Origin of the sequence: Erwinia piriflorinigrans CFBP 5888, assembly GCF_001050515.1 — a bacterium.
In the GTDB taxonomy this organism is placed as follows: domain Bacteria; phylum Pseudomonadota; class Gammaproteobacteria; order Enterobacterales; family Enterobacteriaceae; genus Erwinia; species Erwinia piriflorinigrans.
Genome location: NZ_CAHS01000013.1, coordinates 15,541 through 36,915 on the forward strand (window position 1 = coordinate 15,541; position 21,375 = coordinate 36,915).

At 57.0% G+C, this 21,375-nt stretch carries 23 protein-coding genes; 18 read left to right on the forward strand and 5 right to left on the reverse strand.

Going from position 1 to position 21,375, the window contains the following annotated elements; genetic code table 11:
- The first annotated feature begins 102 nt into the window (after positions 1-102).
- The 10 genes from hpxU to EPIR_RS04515 all read left to right on the forward strand — a co-directional run bounded on the left by hpxU (position 103) and on the right by EPIR_RS04515 (position 8,747).
- Entirely contained in the window at positions 103-942 is an 840-nt protein-coding gene (gene hpxU, locus EPIR_RS04470; protein WP_023654110.1) for a MurR/RpiR family transcriptional regulator HpxU, read from the forward strand.
- A gap of 261 nt (positions 943-1,203) precedes the next feature.
- On the forward strand, positions 1,204-1,989 hold the full coding sequence (locus EPIR_RS04475) for a transporter substrate-binding domain-containing protein (RefSeq protein WP_023654111.1): 786 nt from the start codon (positions 1,204-1,206) through the stop codon (positions 1,987-1,989).
- 10 nt (positions 1,990-1,999) lie between these two features.
- A complete protein-coding gene (locus EPIR_RS04480; protein ID WP_023654112.1) occupies positions 2,000-2,665 on the forward strand; it encodes an amino acid ABC transporter permease in 666 nt (221 codons plus the stop codon).
- On the forward strand, positions 2,665-3,321 hold the full coding sequence (locus tag EPIR_RS04485) for an amino acid ABC transporter permease (protein WP_023654113.1): 657 nt from the start codon (positions 2,665-2,667) through the stop codon (positions 3,319-3,321). The genes EPIR_RS04480 and EPIR_RS04485 overlap by 1 nt, the downstream gene beginning before the upstream one ends.
- Complete coding sequence (locus EPIR_RS04490) at positions 3,302-4,039, forward strand: amino acid ABC transporter ATP-binding protein (RefSeq protein WP_023654114.1); 738 nt, start codon at positions 3,302-3,304, stop codon at positions 4,037-4,039. Before EPIR_RS04485 ends, EPIR_RS04490 begins: the two co-directional genes overlap by 20 nt.
- 32 nt (positions 4,040-4,071) lie before the next feature.
- On the forward strand, positions 4,072-5,307 hold the full coding sequence (locus EPIR_RS04495; protein ID WP_023654115.1) for a pyridoxal-phosphate-dependent aminotransferase family protein: 1,236 nt from the start codon (positions 4,072-4,074) through the stop codon (positions 5,305-5,307).
- Positions 5,307-6,566, forward strand: coding sequence for an allantoate amidohydrolase (gene hpxK / locus EPIR_RS04500; RefSeq protein ID WP_023654116.1), 1,260 nt, complete (start codon positions 5,307-5,309; stop codon positions 6,564-6,566). The genes EPIR_RS04495 and hpxK overlap by 1 nt, the downstream gene beginning before the upstream one ends.
- Positions 6,563-7,057 (forward strand): 2-oxo-4-hydroxy-4-carboxy-5-ureidoimidazoline decarboxylase, encoded by a 495-nt coding sequence (uraD, locus tag EPIR_RS04505; RefSeq protein WP_023654117.1) that lies wholly within the window; start codon positions 6,563-6,565, stop codon positions 7,055-7,057. The genes hpxK and uraD overlap by 4 nt, the downstream gene beginning before the upstream one ends.
- Complete coding sequence (gene uraH / locus EPIR_RS04510; protein WP_023654118.1) at positions 7,054-7,389, forward strand: hydroxyisourate hydrolase; 336 nt, start codon at positions 7,054-7,056, stop codon at positions 7,387-7,389. The genes uraD and uraH overlap by 4 nt, the downstream gene beginning before the upstream one ends.
- 32 nt (positions 7,390-7,421) lie before the next feature.
- A complete protein-coding gene (locus EPIR_RS04515) occupies positions 7,422-8,747 on the forward strand; it encodes a nucleobase:cation symporter-2 family protein (RefSeq protein ID WP_023654119.1) in 1,326 nt (441 codons plus the stop codon).
- Here EPIR_RS04515 and EPIR_RS04520 read toward each other — a convergent pair.
- A complete protein-coding gene (locus EPIR_RS04520; protein WP_023654120.1) occupies positions 8,731-9,504 on the reverse strand; it encodes an amidohydrolase in 774 nt (257 codons plus the stop codon). The genes EPIR_RS04515 and EPIR_RS04520 overlap by 17 nt on opposite strands.
- Positions 9,492-10,652 (reverse strand): pyridoxal phosphate-dependent aminotransferase, encoded by a 1,161-nt coding sequence (locus EPIR_RS04525; protein ID WP_023654121.1) that lies wholly within the window; start codon positions 10,650-10,652, stop codon positions 9,492-9,494. The genes EPIR_RS04520 and EPIR_RS04525 overlap by 13 nt, the downstream gene beginning before the upstream one ends.
- Positions 10,653-11,074: 422 nt before the next feature.
- Between EPIR_RS04525 and EPIR_RS04530 the strand changes: the two genes are divergently transcribed.
- The 5 genes from EPIR_RS04530 to EPIR_RS04550 all read left to right on the forward strand — a co-directional run bounded on the left by EPIR_RS04530 (position 11,075) and on the right by EPIR_RS04550 (position 13,870).
- Positions 11,075-11,317 (forward strand): type II toxin-antitoxin system Phd/YefM family antitoxin, encoded by a 243-nt coding sequence (locus tag EPIR_RS04530; protein WP_023654123.1) that lies wholly within the window; start codon positions 11,075-11,077, stop codon positions 11,315-11,317.
- Between the two features lie 5 nt (positions 11,318-11,322).
- Positions 11,323-11,610, forward strand: coding sequence for a type II toxin-antitoxin system RelE family toxin (locus EPIR_RS04535; protein ID WP_023654124.1), 288 nt, complete (start codon positions 11,323-11,325; stop codon positions 11,608-11,610).
- A gap of 420 nt (positions 11,611-12,030) precedes the next feature.
- Positions 12,031-12,645, forward strand: coding sequence for a methylthioribulose 1-phosphate dehydratase (locus EPIR_RS04540; RefSeq protein ID WP_023654125.1), 615 nt, complete (start codon positions 12,031-12,033; stop codon positions 12,643-12,645).
- Entirely contained in the window at positions 12,642-13,331 is a 690-nt protein-coding gene (gene mtnC / locus EPIR_RS04545; protein ID WP_023654126.1) for an acireductone synthase, read from the forward strand. Before EPIR_RS04540 ends, mtnC begins: the two co-directional genes overlap by 4 nt.
- Positions 13,328-13,870, forward strand: coding sequence for a 1,2-dihydroxy-3-keto-5-methylthiopentene dioxygenase (locus tag EPIR_RS04550; RefSeq protein ID WP_012668978.1), 543 nt, complete (start codon positions 13,328-13,330; stop codon positions 13,868-13,870). Before mtnC ends, EPIR_RS04550 begins: the two co-directional genes overlap by 4 nt.
- Positions 13,871-13,921: 51 nt before the next feature.
- On the opposite strand, the gene mtnA is transcribed toward EPIR_RS04550, so the two are convergent.
- Positions 13,922-14,953, reverse strand: coding sequence for an S-methyl-5-thioribose-1-phosphate isomerase (mtnA, locus tag EPIR_RS04555; RefSeq protein WP_023654127.1), 1,032 nt, complete (start codon positions 14,951-14,953; stop codon positions 13,922-13,924).
- 114 nt (positions 14,954-15,067) lie between these two features.
- Here mtnA and mtnK point away from each other — a divergent pair, with 114 nt between their 5' ends.
- Positions 15,068-16,267: an S-methyl-5-thioribose kinase gene (gene mtnK, locus EPIR_RS04560; protein ID WP_023654128.1), complete on the forward strand. Its 1,200-nt coding sequence runs from the start codon at positions 15,068-15,070 to the stop codon at positions 16,265-16,267.
- A 32-nt stretch (positions 16,268-16,299) separates the two neighbouring features.
- Here mtnK and fadE read toward each other — a convergent pair whose 3' ends face one another.
- Entirely contained in the window at positions 16,300-18,744 is a 2,445-nt protein-coding gene (gene fadE / locus EPIR_RS04565; protein WP_023654129.1) for an acyl-CoA dehydrogenase FadE, read from the reverse strand.
- A 207-nt stretch (positions 18,745-18,951) separates the two neighbouring features.
- On the opposite strand from fadE, the gene lpcA reads away from it, so the two are divergent.
- Entirely contained in the window at positions 18,952-19,530 is a 579-nt protein-coding gene (gene lpcA, locus EPIR_RS04570; protein ID WP_023654130.1) for a D-sedoheptulose 7-phosphate isomerase, read from the forward strand.
- Between the two features lie 233 nt (positions 19,531-19,763).
- Positions 19,764-20,531, forward strand: a complete 768-nt coding sequence (locus EPIR_RS04575) for a class II glutamine amidotransferase (RefSeq protein WP_023654131.1) — start codon at positions 19,764-19,766, stop codon at positions 20,529-20,531.
- On the opposite strand, the gene dpaA is transcribed toward EPIR_RS04575, so the two are convergent.
- Positions 20,502-21,236 (reverse strand): peptidoglycan meso-diaminopimelic acid protein amidase, encoded by a 735-nt coding sequence (dpaA, locus tag EPIR_RS04580; protein ID WP_023654132.1) that lies wholly within the window; start codon positions 21,234-21,236, stop codon positions 20,502-20,504. The two genes, EPIR_RS04575 and dpaA, sit on opposite strands and share 30 nt — an antisense overlap.
- Positions 21,237-21,375 lie beyond the last annotated feature (139 nt).

Consider the following 21,375-nt stretch of genomic DNA (forward strand, 5'->3'; position numbering starts at 1 on the left):
CCTTAGCGAACAAAAGTTATGCTTTCCAGATTGTCTGATACAGACGGGCACGTAATTTGTATATCATCGGTAGGATGAAACAAACGTTACAGGACAAACCTGATGAAGCAGCTTGATGAACGCCTGCGCAGCCATTATGGGCAGCTTTCGCCGCAGGAACAGCGCGTCGCCGATTTTGCCTTCGACCATTTTGACGATTTGATCGGCTATAACAGCGCCGACCTGGCGCGCCTGAGCGGGGTTTCTAAAGCGACGGTCAGCCGTCTGTTTAAACGCTTAGGTTATGAAAAATATAAAGATATGCGTGACGAATTGCGGACGCTACGCCAGAGCGGTATGCCTCTGACCGATAACCGTGATGCGGTACAGGGCAATACCCTGCTGGCACGTCACTATAAGCAGGAGATGGCTAACCTTACCCAGTGGGTGAACGGCCTGGACAGCGGTCAGTTTGCTGAGGTGGTACAGGCGCTGGCAGACAGTAAACGCATATTTATCATCGGCATGCGCAATGCCTATCCGGTGGCATTACATCTGCGACAGCAGCTGTTACAGGCGCGTCAACAGGTTCAGGTGTTGCCACAGCCGGGGCAGACGCTATCTGAAGAGCTGGTGGATCTGACGCCGCAGGATATGGTGGTGGTCATGGCCTTCCGCCGCCGTCCGCGCATTATCCGCCCGCTGCTGCAACAGCTGCAACAGCAGGGCATTCCTACGCTGGCCCTGTGTGAGCCGCAGGCACGGGCGGTGATCGCGTTGGCGCGCTGGCAGCTGTGCGCGCCGCTCGACAGCGTATCCGCCTTTGACAGTTATGCCGCCGCTAACAGCCTGATCAATCTGCTGGCCAATGCTTTACTGCATCATCTGTTAAGCGACGGGCGACAGCGCATTCATCGCATTGCCGACCTTTATAGCCAGCTGGACGAGCTGGAGCAACGCTGATGGGGCACCAAACTGGTGCTTTGCATGGTTTTGGGGCGTGAATGTGCGCCCTTTATCAGGCTGTTTGTCTGCTGCTCGCGCTGATATCACCGCGCGTCACGGGTTTTATCCCTCACTGTATATGCATAATAAACCCTTTTAATCATCTTGTTACGCGCCTGGTTATGAAAATAACGCTGTTTGCATCGCTCTGGCACATTAGTTGCAATTAATTTCTTTAAGAATCTTTCGTTTCATGATTTATTAACCGGGGATGGGAAAATGAACAAAGGCTTATTTGCATTACTGACCGCTGCGCTGTTGTTCACTCAGATCGGCGTGGCACGGGCTGACCAGCTACAGGACATTGAAAAGCGTGGCGTTCTTCGCGTTGCCGTACCGCAGGACTTCCCGCCGTTTGGCTCTGTTGGCACCGATTTGCAGCCGCAGGGCTATGATATTGATATGGCGACCTGGATGGCGCGTCAGATGAAACTTAAATTGCAGCTGGTGCCGGTGACCAGCGCCAACCGCGTCCCTTACCTGCAAACCGATAAGGTCGATCTGGTGATCTCCAGCCTCGGCAAGAACCCGGAGCGCGAGAAGGTGATTGATTTCAGCCGTGCCTATGCGCCGTTCTTCCTCGGCGTGTTTGGCGCGCAAAAGGGCACGCTGAAGAACGCCGCCGAACTCAGCGGTAAATCTATCGGGGTTACGCGCGGCGCGGTAGAAGATATGGTGTTGACCAGCGTGGCGCCGAAAGATGCGCAGGTAAAACGTTACGAAGACAACAACACCACGCTTTCTGCTTATCTTTCCGGTCAGGTGCAGTACGTGGCGACCGGCAACCTGGTGGTGGCAGCGATAGCGCGCCAGCAGGCCGATAAAGCGCCAGTGGCGCAGTTTATGCTGAAAGACTCGCCGTGCTTTATCGGCATGAAGAAAGGCGAGCCGGCGCTGAAAGCCAAAGTGGACGCGCTGATTGAGCAGGCGTTGAAAGATAAAACCCTGAACCGCCTTGCAGAACAGTGGCTAAAGGCACCGCTGCCGAACGATCTCGGCGCGTAAGGGCGAATGGATGATGGGGCAACTGAATTTTCCGGCGCTGTGGCCTTACTGGCCTGAACTGGTTTCCGGGCTGTGGGTCACCATTCAGCTGACGGTGATGGCGACGACAGGCGGCGTGGCGCTGGGGATCGTTGGCGCGGCGCTGCGCAGCGGCAAACCCTCGCTACTCAGCCACATCTGGGGCGTTTATGTTGAGCTGATCCGTAATACGCCGTTTGTCGTGCAGCTGTTTTTTATTGTCTTTGGCTTGCCCAATCTGGGGCTGAAACTGACGGCGGGGGAAGCGGCGCTGCTGGCGATGCTGATTAACCTGGGCGCATACAGCACCGAAATTATCCGTGCGGGCATTCAGGTGACGCCGAAAGGCCAGTGGGAAGCCGCAAGGGTACTGGGGCTGACGCGCCGACAAACCTTTATGCGCGTGGTGCTGCCACCGGCGCTAAAACGTATCTACCCGGCGCTGGTCAGTCAGTGCATTATCGTGATGCTTGGCTCATCGGTAGTGTCACAGGTCTCTTATGAAGAGCTGACTTTTGCCGCCAACCTGATCCAGTCGCGCACCTTTTTGAGTTTCGAAGTCTATCTGGTGACCACGCTGATGTATCTGGCGCTGTCGATCGCCATGCGTCAGCTGCTGCTGGCGGCAGGCCGCAAATGGTTTGGAGAACAGCCCTGATGAACACTTTTACCGACTGGGACATTCTGCGTAACCTGCTGTTGGCAGCGCGCTGGACGATGGCGCTGTCCGTGACGGCGTTTTTTGGCGGCACTCTGGTGGCCTTGCCGCTGGTGAGGCTGCGCCTGTCAGGTCGCCGCTGGCCGAACCGGATTATCCGCGCTTATGTTGAGCTGTTCCAGGGCACCCCGCTGCTGATGCAGCTGTTCCTTGCCTTCTTTGGCGTGGCGCTGTTCGGCATCGATCTCTCGCCCTGGGCCGCCGCCGCGCTGGCGCTCACCTGCTACACCAGCGCGTTTCTGGTGGATATCTGGTACGGCAGTATTAAGGCATTGCCAAAAGGGCAGTGGGAAGCCTGCCGCTGCCTCGGCCTGAGCATCGGTCAGACTCTGTTTCGCGTGGTGCTGCCGCAGGCGCTGCGTATTGGCATCGCCCCGACCGTTGGCTTTGCTGTACAGGTGGTGAAAGGCACGGCGCTGGCCTCGATTATCGGTTTTATCGAACTGACCAAAGCGGGCACCATCCTCAACAATGTGACTTACCAACCGTTTAAAGTTTTCGGGTTAGTCGCCCTCGGCTACTTCCTGATGTGTTATCCGCTGTCGCGCTACAGCCAGTATCTGGAGAAGAAATTCAATGCCGCTCATCACCATTAATCAGGTGCAGAAATATTATGGCGACAACCACGTATTAAAAGGCGTGGATCTTGATATAGAAATGGGTGAGGTGATCTCAATCATTGGCCGCAGCGGATCGGGCAAGAGCACCCTGCTGCGCTGTATCAACGGGCTGGAAGGTTATCAGGAAGGCAGTATTAAACTCGGCGGTATGACGATTACCGACCGTGACAGCCAGGCGCGGGAAATCAGCCGTTCGGTGGGAATGGTGTTCCAGAACTTTAATCTGTTCCCGCATATGACCGCGCTGGAAAACGTGATGCTGGCCCCGCGCCGGGTGCTGAAAAAGAGCGAGTCAGCGTGTCGCGAACTGGCTACCGCCATGCTGGTAAAAGTCGGTCTCGGCGACCGCATCGATTACTATCCGGCCAGCCTGTCCGGCGGACAGCAGCAGCGAGTGGCGATCGCCCGTGCGCTGGCGATGTCACCTAAGGTGTTACTGTGTGATGAAATTACCTCTGCCCTTGACCCGGAGTTGGTCGGTGAGGTGTTGAAGGTGCTGGAACAGCTGGCCCGGGAAGGCATGACGCTGATCCTGGTGACCCACGAAATGAATTTTGCACGCGAAGTCGGCGACCGCGTGGTGTTTATGCACCAGGGGCGGGTATGGGAACAGGGCGATAGCCAGACGCTGTTTGCCGCGCCACAAACCACGGAACTGAAACAATTTATCTCCTCGGTGCGTGGTTTGAACTAAGCGTGCCGTGACTGACAAGAAGGACTGAACGCATGGACTTATCAAAATATTCGCAAATTAATCCACCGCAGCGCCTGCTGATGGGGCCGGGGCCGATCAATGCCGACCCGCGCGTGCTGCGCGCTATGTCTAGCCAGCTGCTTGGTCAGTACGATCCGGCGATGACCCAATATATGAATGAGGTGATGGCGCTGTATCGCGCGGTATTCCGTACGGAAAACCACTGGACGCTGCTTATCGACGGCACCTCACGTGCCGGAATTGAATCTATCCTGCTTTCAGCCATCCGTCCCGGCGATAAGGTGCTGGTGCCGGTGTTTGGCCGTTTCGGCCATCTGCTGTGCGAAATTGCCCGCCGCTGCCGTGCCGAAGTACACACCATCGAAGTGCCCTGGGGCGAGGTGTTTACCCCTGATCACATTGAAGATGCCATTAAGCGCGTGAAGCCGCGCCTGCTGTTGACGGTGCAGGGCGATACGTCCACCACCATGTTGCAACCGCTGGAAGAGCTGGGGGCTATCTGCCGCAAATATGGCGTGTTGTTCTATACCGATGCTACCGCCTCTCTGGCCGGTAACGCGCTGGAGACCGATGCCTGGGGGCTGGATGCCGTTTCGGTTGGGATGCAGAAATGTCTTGGCGGCCCGTCGGGAACCTCTCCGATCACGCTCAGCCCGGCAATGGAAGCGGCTATCCGTCAGCGTAAATGCGTGGAGGCAGGGATACGCACGGCGGCTCACCAGGACGGTGAGGATGAGATGATCTACTCCAACTATTTCGATCTCGGCATGATCATGGATTACTGGGGCCCGGAGCGCCTTAATCACCATACTGAAGCCACCAGCGCGCTGTTTGGCGCACGCGAATGCGCCCGCCTGATCCTCGAAGAGGGGCTGGATAACGGCATTGCCCGTCATAAGCTGCACGGTGACGCCATGCTGAAAGGCATACAGGGCATGGGGCTGGAAACCTTCGGCGACCTGAAACACAAAATGAATAACGTGCTTGGCGTGATGATCCCGGCCGGTATCGATGGCGAGCGGGTGCGTAAACTGATGCTGGAGGATTTCGGCATTGAGATCGGCACCTCGTTCGGCCCGCTGATCGGCAAGGTCTGGCGCATTGGCACCATGGGCTACAACGCCCGTAAAGATTGCGTGATGCTGACGCTGAGCGCGCTGGAATCGGTGCTGACCCATCTTGGTTTCCGCGCCACACAGGGGGCTGCTCTACAGGCTGCCTGGGATCACTATCGCGGGAGCTGCTGATGAGCGACTGCCTGATGAATGATCAGATGGCGTCGGCGGCGGCTGAGCGCGTTATGGCCCGCTGTGATGCGCTGGCCGAAATCAGTGAAACCCCGGAATACCTGACCCGCGTTTATCTGTCGCCGGAGCATCTGCGCGCCAATGCGCTGGTGGGTAAGTGGATGCAGGCGGCGGGGATGCAGGTGTGGCAGGACGGCGTGGGCAATATCTGTGGTCGTTATGAAGGGCAGCGGTCGGAAGCGAAGGCACTGCTGCTGGGCTCTCATCTTGATACCGTGCGCAACGCCGGGCGCTACGACGGCATGCTCGGGGTACTGGCGGCGATTGAAGCCGTACAGTTTCTTCACGATCGCGGTGAACGGCTGCCGCTGGCCATTGAGATTATCGGCTTTGCCGATGAAGAGGGCACGCGCTTTGGCATTACCCTGCTGGGCAGCCGTGGCCTGACCGGCACCTGGCCGGAGAGCTGGGTCACGCACCCGGACGGTAACAGCATTACCGTGGCGCAGGCGATGAAGGATTGCGGGCTAAATGCCGGGCGTATCTGGCAGGCGGCGCGTGACGTCGAAGATTTCGTTGCTTACCTGGAATTGCATATTGAGCAGGGGCCGGTGCTGGAGCAGGAGCAGCTGGCGCTCGGCGTGGTGACGGCGATCAACGGTGCTCGTCGCCTCAACTGCCGCTTTGTCGGTGAGGCTGGTCATGCCGGGACGTTGCCGATGAGCCACCGCAAAGACGCGCTGGCCGCCGCCGCCGAATGGATGGTGTTTATTGAACAGCGTACCCCGCACGTTAACCCGCAGCTGGTGGCAACGGTCGGTACGTTGCAGTGCCAGCCCGGCGCGGTAAACGTCATTCCCGGAGAAGTCACCCTGACGCTTGATGTGCGTGGCCCACAGGATCAGCCGCTGGCTGAACTGCTCTCCGAGCTGCTGATCCAGGCAGAGGCGATCGCCCAGAGGCGCGGTCTCAGTTTCAGCGCGGACGAGTACTATCAGATCCCGGCCACGCGCTGTGATGAGGCGCTGCAAAGCGCCCTGACGCGTGCGGTGACGGCGGTGCAGGGGCGCAGCCTGTTACTGCCGAGCGGCGCGGGCCATGATGCGATTGCCATTGCAGAACGCTGGCCGGTGGGCATGCTGTTTGTGCGCTGCGATCGCGGTATCAGCCATCATCCGGCAGAGTCGGTGGCGGTGGACGATGTGGCAAAAGCACTACAGGCCTGGGTGCAGGTAGTGAGTGAGGTGGCGGGAAAATGAACCTGAGCGAATTTAATCAGGCCAGCGCCGCCGATGCACAGCGGGCGATTTCTCACTGTGTGGCCTTGCCGGACTGGGCTGCCTCGCTGGTGGCGGCCCGGCCGTATCGTTCGCTGGAAGCGCTACTGGCCGTTGCTGACGGACTGGCGCAGAGATGGGACGGTGTGGCGCTTTCCCAGGCGCTGTCCGCGCATCCGCGTATTGGTGAACGTGCGGCGGGTACAGGCAAAGAGGCGCGGCTGTCTCGTCAGGAACAGGGCGAGGTGAACGAAGCGGACGCTGCGCTGACACAGGCGCTGGCAGCGGGCAATGCCGCCTACGAACAGCGTTTTGGCCGGGTGTTTTTGATCCGTGCTAAAGGGCGCAGCGGCAAGCAGATGCTGGCTGAGCTACAACGTCGCCTGCAAAACGATATACAGCAGGAGCAGCGGGAAGCCATCGACCAGCTTCGCGAAATCACCTTATTACGACTGAAGGAGAGTTTCTTGTGAGCACCATCAGTACGCATATTCTTGATACCGCGCTGGGACAACCGGCCGCCGGGGTTGCCATCCAGCTAGAGCAGAAGATCGCCGACGGCTGGCTGCCGCTGGCGCAGGGCGTGACCAACGCCGACGGTCGTCTCGGCGATTTGACGCCGCAACCGCTGTCTGCCGGACACTATCGCCTGACGGCGGCGATTGGCGATTACTTTGCCGCCGACCGACGCGAGGCGCTGTATCTCAGCGCGCAGATTGATTTCGCTATCGCGGCGCACGGCGGCCATTACCACTTACCTTTTTTGATCTCCCCCTGGTCATGGTCAACTTACCGCGGCAGCTGATCGGGCGATAAACCAACAGAAGGCAGCAAACTATGAGCGTCGGGCCAGAAGATACGCGTTATCCGCCGGGTAAATCTTTTGCCTGGGGTTTGCAACATGTACTGACTATGTATGGCGGCATTATTGCCCCTCCGTTGATTATTGGTGCCGCCGCCGGGCTGAATGCCAGCCAGCTGGGAATGCTGGTGACCGCCGCGCTGTTTGTCAGCGGCTGCGCCACGCTGCTACAGGCGCTGGGCCTGCCGGGATTTGGCGCGCGTCTGCCGCTGGTGCAGGGCGTTTCTTTTGCCGGGGTGGCCACGATGGTTACGCTGGTGACGGGCGGTGGTGGCCTGCCGGTGGTATTTGGGGCGGTGATCGCCTCGTCGCTGATTGGCCTGCTGATTACGCCGCTGTTTGCTCATGTTATTCGCTTCTTTCCGCCGCTGGTGACCGGCACGGTGATCGCCGTAATCGGCCTGTCGCTGATGCCGGTAGCGGCACGCTGGGCGATGGGAGGCTCCCCGCAGTTACCCGGCTGGGGATCGCCTCATCATATTGGCCTGGCGGCGCTGACGCTGGCGCTGGTGCTGCTATTTAACAGGGTGGGCAATGCGGCAATCAAACGGCTGGCGGTGCTGCTGGCAATGGCGGCGGGGACGGTGATTGCCCTGTTCACCGGGCAGGCTGACTTCAGCGCGGTGGCGCAGGGGCAATGGCTGGCGCTGCCGGGCGTGCTGAATTTTGGTCTGCCGGTATTTGACGTGGCGGCGATTGTGTCGATGACGCTGATCGTACTGGTGCTGCTGACTGAAACCACCGCTGGCCTGCTCGCCATTGGCGACATTATTGGCAGTGAGGTGGACGGCAAGCGCATCACCCGTGGTCTGCGTGCCGATATGCTGACCAGCGCGCTGGCTCCGCTGTTTAACTCCTTCCCGCAAAGTGCCTTTGCCCAGAATATCGGGCTAGTGGCGATGACCGGGGTGAAAAGCCGTTTTGTCGTCGCGGCGGGGGGCGTGATCCTGGTGCTGCTCGGCTTTTTACCGATACTCGGACGCGTGGTCGCATCAATCCCGATGCCGGTGCTCGGCGGTGCCGGAGTGGTGCTGTTTGGCACCGTGGCGGCCAGCGGTATCCGTACCCTGGCGAAGGTCGACTATAAAGACAATATGAATCTGGTGATTGTCGCCACCTCGATTGCTTTTGGCATGATCCCGATCGTGATGCCGTCGTTCTATGACCAGTTCCCCGGCTGGGTTCGCACTATCTTCCACTCCGGCATCAGCGCTGCCTGCCTAGTGTCGGTGACGCTGAACCTGCTGTTTAATCGGGTAAAAGCCCCGGATGCTGAAAAGGTGATTACTCCGGCAGGCTAAAGCGGTCGGCATCGCGCCATGCCGGGAAGCGCGCACGGTAGTCGCGTAACGCGTCCAGCGAGAGGTCGGCGTCGAGACGCGCGGGCTGATGGGCTTCCCCGGCCGCCAGAATCTCACCCTGCGGGCTGATAATGCGGCTGTCGCCGCTGTACTGATGCCCGTTGCCGTCGCTGCCGACGCGGTTGCATCCGGCGATGTACGCCTGGTTCTCAATCGCCCGCGCCTGCAACAGCGTCTGCCAGTGCAGCGTGCGCGCGGCTGGCCAGTTGGCCACGTACAGCGCTAAATCATAGTCATCCTGGTTACGCGAGAACACCGGGAAACGCAGGTCGTAACACACTTGGGGTAAAATACGCCAGCCACGCCATGTGACGATCTCACGGCTGTTGCCCGCCAGATAGTGTTGATGCTCACCCGCCATGCGGAACAGGTGGCGCTTGTCGTAGTGATGCACCGTGCCAGCAGGCTCCACCAGAAAGAAACGGTTAACCGCGCCTTTTTCGGTGCGGATCGCCGCGCTGCCGGCCACCATTGCATTGGCGTCATGCGCCTTTTCCTGTAACCAGGCAACCACCTCTGACTGCGGCAGCGAATGTTCAGCGGCCTCCATTGCAAAACCGCTGGTAAACATCTCCGGTAGTACGATCAGGTCGCGCCGGTGGATATCCGCCAGCAGCTGGTCGAAAAAGCGCAGATTTGCCGCGCCGTCCATCCATACCAGCGGCTGCTGTAATACGCTCAGTTTTAAAGTTGACACAGGCGCTCCGCGGCAGCATCCAGCGTGGCTTCCTGTTTGGCGAAGCACAGGCGGATAAGTTTATGCGGGAAGGCGTCAGCGCAGAAGACCGACAGCGGAATGGCCGCCACGCCCACTTCTTTCGTCAGCCACTGACAGAACGCCACATCGTCCAGATCGGAGATGGCGCTGTAGTCCGCCAGCAGGAAATAGGTTCCTGCACAGGGCAGAAGTTTAAAACGGCTGCGCGCCAGCGCCTGTACAAAACGGTCACGACGCGCGCGATAGAATTCCGGCAGTTCGCGGTAGTGCGCCGGTTCCTGCTCCAGCATATCGGCAATCGCTAACTGTGCCGGGGTGTTCACCGAAAAAGTCAGATACTGGTGAACTTTGCGCACTTCGCTACTTAACGCGGCAGGCGCAATGCAGTAGCCCACTTTCCAGCCGGTCATATGAAAGGTCTTACCAAAGGAAGAGACGGCAATAGCACGTTGACGCAGCTGTTGATGCGCCAATACGCTGGCGTGGCCGTTGGCATCAAAGCAGATATGCTCATACACCTCATCGCTGAGCACGTAGATCTCCTGGTCGGCAATCGCCTGCCACAGGGCGTTAAAATCGCTTTGCTGCCAGACGGTGGCAGAAGGATTGTGCGGCGTATTGAGGATAACCAGCCGGGTGCGTGGTGACAGCAGCGCCTTAAATGCCTGCCAGTCAACGCGAAATTCTGGCGGTTGCAACGCGATGCGTTTCAGCACGCCGCCTGCCAGCGTCACGGCTGGCGCATAGCTGTCGTAGCTCGGGTCAAAACAGATAACCTCGTCGCCTGTTCGTACCAGCGCGGTGATCGCCGCGTACAGGGCTTCCGTCGCCCCGGCGGTAACGGTGATTTCGCTGTCGGCATCGGGCCTGTAGCCATATAGTTCGGCAGTTTTTTTCGCTATTGCTGCGCGCAGGGCAGGCACGCCGGTCATCGGCGCATACTGGTTAGCCCCCTGGCTGACGTGATGCGCCAGACGCTGCTGAAGATAGTGCGGGCCGTCAAAGTCCGGGAAACCCTGCGACAGATTAATGGCGTTGTGCTGCTGCGCAAGTGCGCTCATCTGGCTGAAAATAGTGGTTCCCAGCGCAGGCAGTTTGCTCTCCGGGGTGAACGACGTCTGGCTCATCTGTAATACCCTTATGCAACGCGGTAATAGGGGGAAGGTCGGTGTTGCTGGCAATATAACATGCTGTCAGTAAACTGACTTAAATCAATGAGGTATATGGATATGACTGGATTTAACCTTTTCGAGTATATCAGCCCGTATATCATAAAGTTGGAGAGCGTTAAGCCCCCTTCATCATACGATCGTTACCACTGATTAGCCGGGAAAAGGCAGGGATAGTGAACGTTGCACAGACTTTGCGAACAGACAGGCGGTGTTCACGCGTTTGCAGGATAACAGGCTCTTTGAGAGCGGGTGAATCGGTGGGCTTTTCCAGTAAAACGCCCACTCTACCGAAAGAATTAAATGTTACCTGGAGACTTGTTTACAGGTCTTATAGCAACTATGTTAAGATCTCTTAACAGGTCTTTTAGGGTAGCATCATGGCAAATCTCATTCTTTGCGATACCAGTGCAAGCGTCAGCGAGCTTAAAAAGAATCCAATGGCTACAGTCGATGCCGGTTGCGGCTTTCCTGTCGCGATCCTTAACCGCAATCAGCCCGCTTTCTACTGCATCCCTGCACCACTGTACGAGCGCATGCTGGAAGTGATAGACGATCAGGAGCTGGTCAAGCTGGTGAAAGCGCGTGAAAATCAACCTCTGATAGATCTCGATCTGGACTAACAAAGGTGATTTACAAGGTTAAAATCAGGGAAGAAGCCCTGAAAGAATGGAATGGTTTGGACAGCGCCGTTCGGGAGCAATTTAGTAAAAAACTTAAAAAATTGCGTGAAAACCCGCATGTACCTTCAGCCAGGCTAACGGGGATCGCGGGATGTTACAATATAAAACTCAGGTCTTCCGGCTTTCGGCTTGTATACCAGGTTATTGATGAAGAACTGATTATAGCTGTGGTAGCTGTTGGAAAAAGAGAGCGCAGCCAGGCATATAAACTTGCAAGCGAAAGGTTGCGGTGATTGAGGCCGATCCCGATCGTCTTGATATTTATCAGAGAGCGTTAATCATTCTGCGTCATGTTAAAAAATCACTACAATATTGTTACCTTATAGGGTCAACTTTCAAAATAAATCGCCAACCGGACAATGTTACATTCAAGCTCTGGTCCGGTATCGTCCATTTTCTTACGCATTCATTGACCTCCACAGTGCGAGAACGGTGTAAACCACGTTGCTTTGATAACGCTCACCTTTGCGGAGCCAGAGGAAGGGATATACCGTTCCCAGCGGGTGTTGCTATCACTCATCCCAACTCAATAATTCTCCCTTCATTTCACCACAACAGGATGATAGTATTTGGCAATCAAGACGTTTGGACGTCTATAGTGACTGTTTCACGCTGATGGCATAAACGCTTCAGCCTGGGTTTAAGGAAGTGGGATGACGCAAAGCGAACAGTTAGATCAATTGGTTGCCGCCTGTCACTGGATCGGCGAACGCGGCTGGGCCCCGGCGACCGGCGGCAATATGTCGCTGCGCCAGGATGAGCAAACCTGCCTGCTAAGCGCCTCCGGCAAGGACAAAGGCAGCCTGACGCGGGATGACTTTATTCAGGTGGAGATTGCCAGTAACCGCGTGCCGTCAGGACGAAAACCCTCGGCGGAAACCGGCCTGCATACCTTAATCTATCGTCTGTTCCCTGACGCCGGAGCGGTGCTGCATACCCATACGGTGAACTCGACCGTGCTGTCGCGGGTAGAGCAGGGCGCGGCGCTGGTGCTACAGGGTTACGAAATGCAGAAGACGCTGTCCGGGCAACATTCGCACCTTGACCGCGTAGCCATAGCCCTGTTCGATAACGACCAGGATATTGACGCGCTGGCACGGCGTATTGAACGGTTTGCCGCCGCACAACCACTGCGCTACGGCTTTCTGCTGCGCGGTCACGGGCTGACCTGCTGGGGCAAAGACGTGAATGAAGCACGCCGCCACCTTGAAGGGCTGGAGTTTCTGTTCCAGTGTGAATTACAACGCCGTCTGTTGGAGAAACTATGATCCGCGCCATCGTCACAGATATTGAAGGCACCACCAGCGATATCCGCTTCGTACATAATGTGCTGTTCCCTTACGCCCGCGAAAATTTGCCGTCCTTTATCATCGGCAATCAGCAGCAGCCCGCGGTGGCACAGGCTCTCGACCAGCTGCGGGCAGAGGTTGAGCGCCCTGAGGCAACGGTGCAGGAGCTTATCGACGTGCTGTTTGGCTTTATGGATGAAGATCGTAAGTCCACCGCGCTGAAGGCGCTGCAAGGGATGGTCTGGCGTGACGGCTATATCAACGGCAGTTTTACCGGCCATCTTTATCCGGATGTGCTACCCGCCCTGAAGCGCTGGCAGCAGCAGGGGCTGGCGCTGTATGTTTATTCCTCCGGCTCGGTGGCGGCGCAGAAATTACTGTTTGGCTACAGCGATGCTGGTGATGTCACCGGGCTGTTCAGCGGCTATTTTGATACCCATGTGGGTGCCAAACGCGAAGTGGATGCTTATCACAATATCGCCAGCCAGATTGGCCTGCCCGCAGAGCAGCTGCTGTTCTTGTCCGATATCCATCAGGAGCTGGACGCCGCACACAATGCGGGTTGGCATACCGTGCAGTTAATACGCGGCGCGGCGGATAACGCAAGCCGCCATCGTCAGGTCACCGATTTTGATCGGATTAACCAGGAGCTGTTGAACTCATGAGTGCACTGACTATTTTTACCGATAGTGAAGCGACTACCCCGGTGTGGTACAGCATGGATGCGGCGGAAATGGCAGAAAAGCTGCGCAGCAAAGGGGTGCGCTTTGAACGCTGGCATGCCGACCGCGACCTGGGGGATAACCCTGACTCAGAGACGGTCATCGACGCTTATCAGCATGCTATCGATCGGCTGGTGGCGGAGAAAGGCTATCAGAGCTGGGATGTGATCAGCATGCGCGCCGACAACCCGCAGAAAGAGGCGTTGCGCAGCAAGTTTCTCTCTGAACATACTCACGGCGAAGATGAAGTGCGCTTCTTTGTCGAAGGGGCTGGGCTGTTCTGCCTGCATCTTGACGGGCATATTTTCCAGGTACTGTGTGAAAAAAATGACCTGATCTCGGTTCCGGCAGGGACTCCGCACTGGTTTGATATGGGATCGTCACCGCACTTTACGGCCATCCGCATCTTCGATAATCAGGAGGGCTGGATCGCCAAATTTACCGGCGATCCGATTGCGGACGGCTATCCGCGCCTGCCTTAAACGGGACAAAATGCGGGGCAACCGAGGTATCTGCACGGTTGCTCCGGTTCGTTACCCCTCTAGATGCGGTGAAAATTCACCCGCTCTGACCTGCTCTGGCGTCACCACGCCGCTATCCAACACCCAGCCGCTAATCAGCGAGGCGGGGGTAACGTCAAATGCCGGATTGTACACCGCCGCGTCTTCAGGCGCCCACTGCACGTTGCCAAAACTGCCGCTTACCCCGGTGACTTCGCTTGCTGCCCGCTGCTCAATGGGGATGGCGTCACCGTTCGGACAGGCGCGATCCAGCGTGGTATGCGGGGCTGCAACATAGAATGGAATGTTGTGGTATTTAGCCAACACCGCCAGGCTGTAAGTACCAATTTTATTCGCCACGTCGCCGTTCGCCGCGATACGATCCGCGCCCACCCAAACCGCATCTACCTCCTCGCGCGCCATCAGGCTGGCGGCCATTGAATCGCAGATCAGGCGGTAGGGGATCCCCAGTTCGCCCAACTCCCAGGCCGTCAGGCGGCCACCCTGCAACAGTGGGCGGGTTTCATCTACCCAAACGCTGGCGACGTTGCCTTGCTGCCAGCCGCGTGCAATCACGCCTAATGCTGTCCCCACGCCCGCTGTGGCAAGTCCTCCGGTGTTGCAGTGGGTCAGCAGGCGGCTTGCTGGGGTAATCAGTGCGCTGCCAGCGGTGGCGATGCGTTCACACAGCGCTTTATCTTTGTCGATCAGGCGTAGCGCCTCTACGCCCATCGCACTGACAAAGTCGTTCTGCGCCAGCGCCTGCTTCATGCGGTCAAGGTTGTTCATCAGATTCACCGCCGTTGGGCGCGCAGCGCGCAGCACTTCCAGCGCGTCAGCCAGCGCGGCTCTAGCCATACCGTTTTCCGCCAGCAGCGCCAGCAGCAGGCTGGCAGAGAGGCCGATCAGCGGCGCACCGCGTACGCGCAGCGCTTTGATATGGCCAACCAGTGCATTGACATCGGCCGTCGGGCACCAGATTTTTTGCTGCGGCAGCGCCTGCTGATCGAGGATCCAGAGCTGATTGTCACGTATCTCCAGGCTGGTGGTGCTAAGTGTTTGCATCGATTAAATCCCGGTTGATTTATTGCGGCTTATTGTGCCAACATGTCCAGCGGATGTATAGACGTCTGAACGGCTTATTATAACGAATCATCGCTTATTTTTGAGGGACAGGTTATGTCGCAATACCGTACGTTTGCCGCAGCTGATGCCGTGGAATATGCTCGCCAGTTTGGCGGCGTGGATAATCCCAACAGTCTGGTCGACGCTCTGGAAGTGGGCGATGGTAACCTGAATCTGGTCTTCAGAATTTTCGATACGACCGGCGTCAGTCGGGTGATCGTCAAGCAGGCGCTGCCCTGGGTGCGCTGTGTAGGGGAATCCTGGCCGCTGACTCTCGATCGCGCCCGGCTGGAGGCCGAAGTGCTGATTGAGCATGGAAAGTTCTGCCCACAGCATACGGTCAAGATTTTGCATTACGACCCGCTGCTGGCGGTAACAGTGATGGAAGATCTCTCCGATCATGCTATCTGGCGCACTGAGTTGGTAAAAGGCGTCGACTGGCCACAGGCGGCACGTCAGCTTGGAGATTATCTGGCGCAGACGCTGTTCCATACCTCCGATTTCTTCCAGCATCCCCATCAGAAAAAAGCAGACGTTATCCGCTTCACTAACCCGGAGCTCTGCGACATTACCGAAGAGCTGTTTTTTAATGAACCTTATGAAGTCCATGCGCGTAATGGCTATCCGCGTGCGCTGGAGCCACTGGTGGAAGCGCTGCGTGAAGACCACGAGCTGCGGGTAGCCGTGGCCGGATTAAAACACCGTTTTTACAGCAACGCCGAGGCGCTGCTGCACGGCGATGTGCACAGCGGTTCAATCTTTGTCGCTGAAGGTAAGCTCAAGGTGATCGACGCCGAATTTGGTTTCTACGGCCCGATGGGCTTTGATATCGGCAGCGCGCTGGGCAATCTGCTGATTAGCTACTGCGCCGCGCCGGGGCTGCTGCCACCGCGTGAGGCGGCCGACGCGCGTGAAAAACGGCTGAACGACGTACGCCAGCTGTGGCAGAGCTTTGCTGAAGGTTTCCTTACGCTGGCGGTCGGGAAGAGCCGCGACAGAGCGCTGGCCGTGCCGGGCTATGCCAGTACTTTCCTGGCTAAGATATGGCGCGATACCATTGGCTACAGCGGCACCGAGCTTATTCGTCGCACCGTGGGCATGTCGCAGGTGGCGGATATTAAAAACATTCAAGATGAAGCGATGCGCGTTGAGTGTGTGCGCCAGGCAATAACCCTGGGGCGCACCCTGATCCTGCTGGCTGACCATGTACCCAATGTTGAGGCGCTGATCGCGCGTATTCGCCAGAACGGCTAGGAAAGTGCAGGGGGACAATGTCCCCCTCGCGGTTATGCTGCGGCAATTTTCGGCGCGACCTGAGCCTCTTTCTCCGACCGGGCAGCCAGTGCGCCCGGCTCAAACTCATCGACGTTAATCGAACGCAGGCGGCTGGCTTCAGCCTGAATCAAAATGTCAGCTTCTTCCTGTGTGATCCACTGTTCCTGTAAGCCTTTGGCGGCTAACGCATCAAGGCGGGTAAACGACAGGTGTTTTTTCTGCTGTTGACACAGGCGATCGTGGATCGCCTCTGCCGCTATCACATCCTGTAATGCGGCTTCCAGCTGCCCTGCCGGATTATGCTCGCTCGGCGTCAGATACTGGCCACGCCCCAGGCGGGTGCGGGTCGCCGATGGGACTTGCAGGATCTGCGCCAGCTGGTGATCGAGGCGATCGGAGGGGGCAGGGCAGTGCAGCCCGGTTGGGAAAATCAGTACGCGCATCAACCCTGCAAGCAGCCGGTGGGGGAAGTTGCGCAGCAGATCGTCCATTGCCGTTTCTGCCTGATGCATGGCGTCCTGTACGCCCCAGTGCAGCAGCGGCAGATCCGCCTCATTGCGTCCCTCATCCTCATAGCGTTTGAGCGCCGCCGATGCCAGATAGAGCTGGCTAAGAACATCCCCCAGTCGGGCTGAAATACGCTCACGCCGCTTCAGGCTGCCGCCCAGGATTGTCATCGACAGATCCGAGAGCAGCGCAAGGTTGGCGCTGATGCGGTTCAGGTGCTGATAGTAGCGGCGAGTCGCATCACGGGTTGGTGTGGCGCTGGTATGTCCGCCGGTTAATCCCAGCCACAGGCTGCGCACCTTGTTGCAGCCGATATGGCCAATATGGCTGAACAGGGCTTTATCGAATGCCGCCACGTCATTATTCTGTGCTGCCGCCATCTCATCCAGCGCGTACGGATGGCAGCGGATCGCCCCCTGGCCGAAGATAATCATGCTGCGGGTGAGAATATTGGCTCCCTCCACGGTAATGGCAATCGGCGCACCCTGATAAGCGCGGGCGAGGAAATTGCTGTTACCCAGCATAATGCCTTTCCCCCCGGTGATATCCATCGCATCGATAATTGCCCGCTGGCCGCGATGGGTGCAGTGATATTTCACGATGGCTGACAGCACGGCGGGTTTCTCACCCAGCATGATGCCGCTGGTAATCAGCGACGCGGCGGCATCCATCACGTAGGCGTTGCCCGCAATGCGTGCCAGCGGTTCCTCAATCCCCTCCATTTTGCCAATGGATAGGCGGAACTGGCGGCGGATATGGGCATAGGCACCCGTTGCCAGGGCAATACTTTTCAAACTGCCGGTGGAGTTGGACGGCAGGGTGATGCCGCGCCCCACCGACAGGCATTCGACCAGCATACGCCAGCCCTGACCGGCCATCGCCGGGCCACCGATAATAAAGTCGATCGGCACAAAAATATCCTTGCCGCGCGTCGGCCCGTTCTGGAAGGGCACGTTAAGCGGGAAGTGGCGTTGGCCGATCTCCACGCCGGGGGTTTGCGTGGGGATCAGTGCACAGGTAATGCCGGGTTCTTCATTTTCCCCTAACAAATGTTGTGGATCGGAGAGCTTAAATGCCAGGCCGAGCACCGTGGCAATTGGGGCCAGGGTGATATAGCGCTTGTTCCAGGTCAGGCGCATGCCGAGAACCTGTTCACCCTGCCACTCGCCCATGCATACCACACCGGTATCCGGGATGGCACCGGCATCGGAACCCGCTTCCGGGCTGGTCAACGCAAAGCAGGGGATCTCTTCGCCACGCGCCAAGCGTGGCAAATAGCGATCCTTTTGCTCCTCTGTCCCGTAATGCTGTAACAGTTCCCCCGGCCCCAGAGAGTTGGGGACGCCGACGGTGATCGCTAAAATGCCGGAAACGCCCGCCAGCTTTTGCAGCACCTGAGCCTGGGCATAAGCGGAGAATTCCAGCCCGCCGTACTGCTTCTTGATAATCATCGCAAAAAAGCGCTGCTGTTTCAGGTATGCCCACAGTTCTGGCGGCAGATCCGCCATTTCGTGAGTTATCTGGAAATCATTCGCCATGCGGCAGGCTTCTTCCACCGGGCCATCGATAAACGCCTGTTCTTCCGTGGTCAGGCGCGGCTGCGGGTAGTTATGCAGCTTTTCCCAGTCCGGCTTACCACGAAACAGATCGCCTTCCCACCAGGTGGTTCCGGCATCAATAGCTTCTTTTTCAGTGCGTGACATCGGTGGCATCACTTTCTGGAAGGCCGCCAGCGCCGGTTTTGTCAGCAGTGGGCGGCGTATGGAAGGCAGATTCAGCGCCAGCAGCATGGCGGCCAGCGGCAGTAACAGCCATAACGTCCACAGTCCGGTAAAGCCGAGAGCTGCAGTCCACATCAGCAGAATTGCGCTGGCAGCCTGAAGGTTGACGCGGTGATAAAACAGGAAACCGAGCGCGATAATCGTCGCCATCATGCTGAGAACCATCATAACCTGTGCTCCGTGAGTAGTAAGTGGTCTGACCTGTTAGCTACAGGTTTAGATGACCCTCTCGCTGGCTGCAATCTGTTTACATAATAATTACAACCTGGCTCACAAAGCGGTGAGATCCCCGCATCCTTCAGGCTTATTACTTTCCGCTTCTGCGGCAACTTGATAGACTCTGGCGAGAATTTTTCCTTAAAAGGACATCCCCCTATGTATCAGGACATTATCCGTAGCGAACTGAACGAAGCGGCAGATACGCTCAATAAATTTCTCAGTGACGAGGCGAATATCGCGGCCATTCAGCGAGCGGCGCTATTGCTGGCTGATTCATTCAAAGCGGGTGGCAAAGTCCTCTCCTGCGGTAATGGCGGCTCGCATTGTGACGCCATGCACTTTGCGGAAGAACTGACCGGTCGTTACCGTGAAAACCGCCCTGGCTATCCGGCGATTGCCATCTCTGATGTCAGTCATCTCTCCTGCGTCAGTAATGATTTTGGCTATGATTACGTTTTCTCGCGCTATGTCGAAGCGGTGGGTAAAGCTGGAGATGTTCTGCTGGGGCTGTCAACGTCGGGTAACTCTGCGAACATTATCAAGGCGGTTGAAGCCGCGCGTGCCCAGGGCATGAAGGTTATCACCCTGACCGGTAAAGACGGCGGGAAAATGGATGGCCTGGCGGATGTGGAGATTCGCGTGCCGCACTTCGGCTATGCTGACCGTATTCAGGAAATTCACATTAAAGTAATCCATATCCTGATGCTGCTGATAGAAAAAGAGATGGTGAAATAATCTTTATTATTGCTGATGGATACTGACGGGAGAGCTGCCTGATTAAGCGCTTCCGTTGGCTGAAGGCCTGTTATTAAGGCCGTTTAAATGTCATTCCAGCAAATTTATTGTCAACCGCTGCGCCGACTAAGGTAAGCTGGTGGATATGGTCGAGGCCCCCTGTAATGTCAGGCGATATCAACCGTAAAAGCCCATTTTTAATGCTATTACCGTATCGGTTATGAGGAATCCCTATGTGCGAACTGCTCGGGATGAGCGCCAATGTCCCGACGGACATCTGTTTTAGTTTTACCGGGCTGGTGCAGCGCGGTGGTGGAACCGGTCCACATAAAGATGGCTGGGGCATTACCTTCTATGAAGGGAAAGGCTGCCGCACATTCAAAGATCCGCAGCCCAGCTTTCAGTCACCCATTGCCCGTCTGGTACAGGACTATCCCATCAAATCGCGATCGGTGGTGGCACATATCCGCCAAGCTAACCGGGGTGAAGTTTCGCTGGAGAATACCCATCCATTTACCCGTGAATTGTGGGGACGTAACTGGACCTATGCGCATAATGGCCAGTTAAGAGGGTATAAAAACCTGGATACCGGCCCGTATCGCCCGGTGGGTGAAACCGACAGCGAACTGGCATTCTGCTGGCTGCTGCATAAGCTGACCACGCGCTATCCGCGTACGCCGGGAAACTGGCCTGCGGTGTTCCGCTATATTGCCGAGCTGGCGCAGGAGATGCGTGAAAAAGGCGTATTCAATATGCTGCTGTCAGATGGTCGCTACCTGATGGCTTTCTGCTCAACCAATCTTTTCTGGATCACCCGACGTGCGCCGTTCGGTAAAGCCAAGCTGCTGGATCAGGACGTGGAAATTGATTTTCAGCAGCAGACCACGCCGAATGACGTGGTTACCGTGGTGGCGACTCAGCCGCTGACGGCGAATGAAACCTGGCACAAGATTGCGCCAGGGGAATGGGCATTATTTTACCTGGGAGAGCGCGAGGGCTGATGTCGGCGCTGCCGAGCCGTTGGTCAGCGGGCGGCCCAGCACATATTTACCGTTGCTCACGGCAACGGCCGGGGGCTGTTTGGTCTGCAAAAATTGCGCGTAGCCAGGCTGTAGCTGCTTCCAGAAGCTAATATCGGTTGAGTAGCGGTGGCGCTGCATGTTGCTCTCGGTCATGCGGAACGGATAGATACTCACCGCTATACGCGGCTGCCCATTGCGCAGCGCGGCTTCTACATAGTGATAGATCTCATCCATATAAGCATCCGTCATCGCGTAGCAGCCGATCGACACGCAGTTGCCGTGGATCATCAGGTATTTACCTTGATAGCCCTGCTGGCGATCGTACTCATTGGGGAAACCGACGTTAATCGCCCGATAGAAACGACTGTCAGGCTTCAGCTGGGACAAACTCACGTTATAAAACCCTTCCGGGCTTTTGAAATCACCCGGTACGCGTTTCGGACCCAGTCCACCGGAAAACTTGCAGATGGGGTAACTGTTAATTAAACGGTATTCATTGCCAATTTTGCCGTACAGTTCCAGCGTACGCTCTTCCTTAAAGATTTGCAGATACACGGGAACACCCACTAACTGTTTTCTTAGTTCTTTGCTTACCGGCGCCAGAGGTGTAACCGTATCAGGTACGCTGGCGAAGACAACTGCTGGCAGGAAAATCATCGCAATCAGCAGTGCGAATTTGCCCATTCTGTTTCTCTTGAAAGTAGGGGGGGAAGCAGCGCCGAAAAGCGCCTGTTAAATACAATATCGGAAGATTCCGCTATTGCCGCGTCACATTAACATTGTCTGTTTTTTTATCAAGTATCGCTGATCACAAAATCTTATT

Bases quoted from the DNA above. Each gene is read 5' to 3' on its own strand.
- EPIR_RS04480 (WP_023654112.1), top strand. From the start codon at position 2,000: ATGATGGGGCAACTGAATTTTCCGGCGCTGTGGCCTTACTGGCCTGAA.
- dpaA (WP_023654132.1), bottom strand. From the start codon at position 21,236: ATGGGCAAATTCGCACTGCTGATTGCGATGATTTTCCTGCCAGCAGTT.
- EPIR_RS04515 (WP_023654119.1), top strand. From the start codon at position 7,422: ATGAGCGTCGGGCCAGAAGATACGCGTTATCCGCCGGGTAAATCTTTT.
- uraD (WP_023654117.1), top strand. From the start codon at position 6,563: ATGAACCTGAGCGAATTTAATCAGGCCAGCGCCGCCGATGCACAGCGG.
- hpxK (WP_023654116.1), top strand. From the start codon at position 5,307: ATGAGCGACTGCCTGATGAATGATCAGATGGCGTCGGCGGCGGCTGAG.
- EPIR_RS04525 (WP_023654121.1), bottom strand. From the start codon at position 10,652: ATGAGCCAGACGTCGTTCACCCCGGAGAGCAAACTGCCTGCGCTGGGA.
- EPIR_RS04475 (WP_023654111.1), top strand. From the start codon at position 1,204: ATGAACAAAGGCTTATTTGCATTACTGACCGCTGCGCTGTTGTTCACT.
- mtnC (WP_023654126.1), top strand. From the start codon at position 12,642: ATGATCCGCGCCATCGTCACAGATATTGAAGGCACCACCAGCGATATC.
- EPIR_RS04495 (WP_023654115.1), top strand. From the start codon at position 4,072: ATGGACTTATCAAAATATTCGCAAATTAATCCACCGCAGCGCCTGCTG.
- mtnK (WP_023654128.1), top strand. From the start codon at position 15,068: ATGTCGCAATACCGTACGTTTGCCGCAGCTGATGCCGTGGAATATGCT.
- EPIR_RS04490 (WP_023654114.1), top strand. From the start codon at position 3,302: ATGCCGCTCATCACCATTAATCAGGTGCAGAAATATTATGGCGACAAC.
- EPIR_RS04530 (WP_023654123.1), top strand. From the start codon at position 11,075: ATGGCAAATCTCATTCTTTGCGATACCAGTGCAAGCGTCAGCGAGCTT.
- mtnA (WP_023654127.1), bottom strand. From the start codon at position 14,953: ATGCAAACACTTAGCACCACCAGCCTGGAGATACGTGACAATCAGCTC.
- EPIR_RS04575 (WP_023654131.1), top strand. From the start codon at position 19,764: ATGTGCGAACTGCTCGGGATGAGCGCCAATGTCCCGACGGACATCTGT.
- hpxU (WP_023654110.1), top strand. From the start codon at position 103: ATGAAGCAGCTTGATGAACGCCTGCGCAGCCATTATGGGCAGCTTTCG.
- lpcA (WP_023654130.1), top strand. From the start codon at position 18,952: ATGTATCAGGACATTATCCGTAGCGAACTGAACGAAGCGGCAGATACG.
- fadE (WP_023654129.1), bottom strand. From the start codon at position 18,744: ATGATGGTTCTCAGCATGATGGCGACGATTATCGCGCTCGGTTTCCTG.
- EPIR_RS04540 (WP_023654125.1), top strand. From the start codon at position 12,031: ATGACGCAAAGCGAACAGTTAGATCAATTGGTTGCCGCCTGTCACTGG.
- EPIR_RS04550 (WP_012668978.1), top strand. From the start codon at position 13,328: ATGAGTGCACTGACTATTTTTACCGATAGTGAAGCGACTACCCCGGTG.
- EPIR_RS04485 (WP_023654113.1), top strand. From the start codon at position 2,665: ATGAACACTTTTACCGACTGGGACATTCTGCGTAACCTGCTGTTGGCA.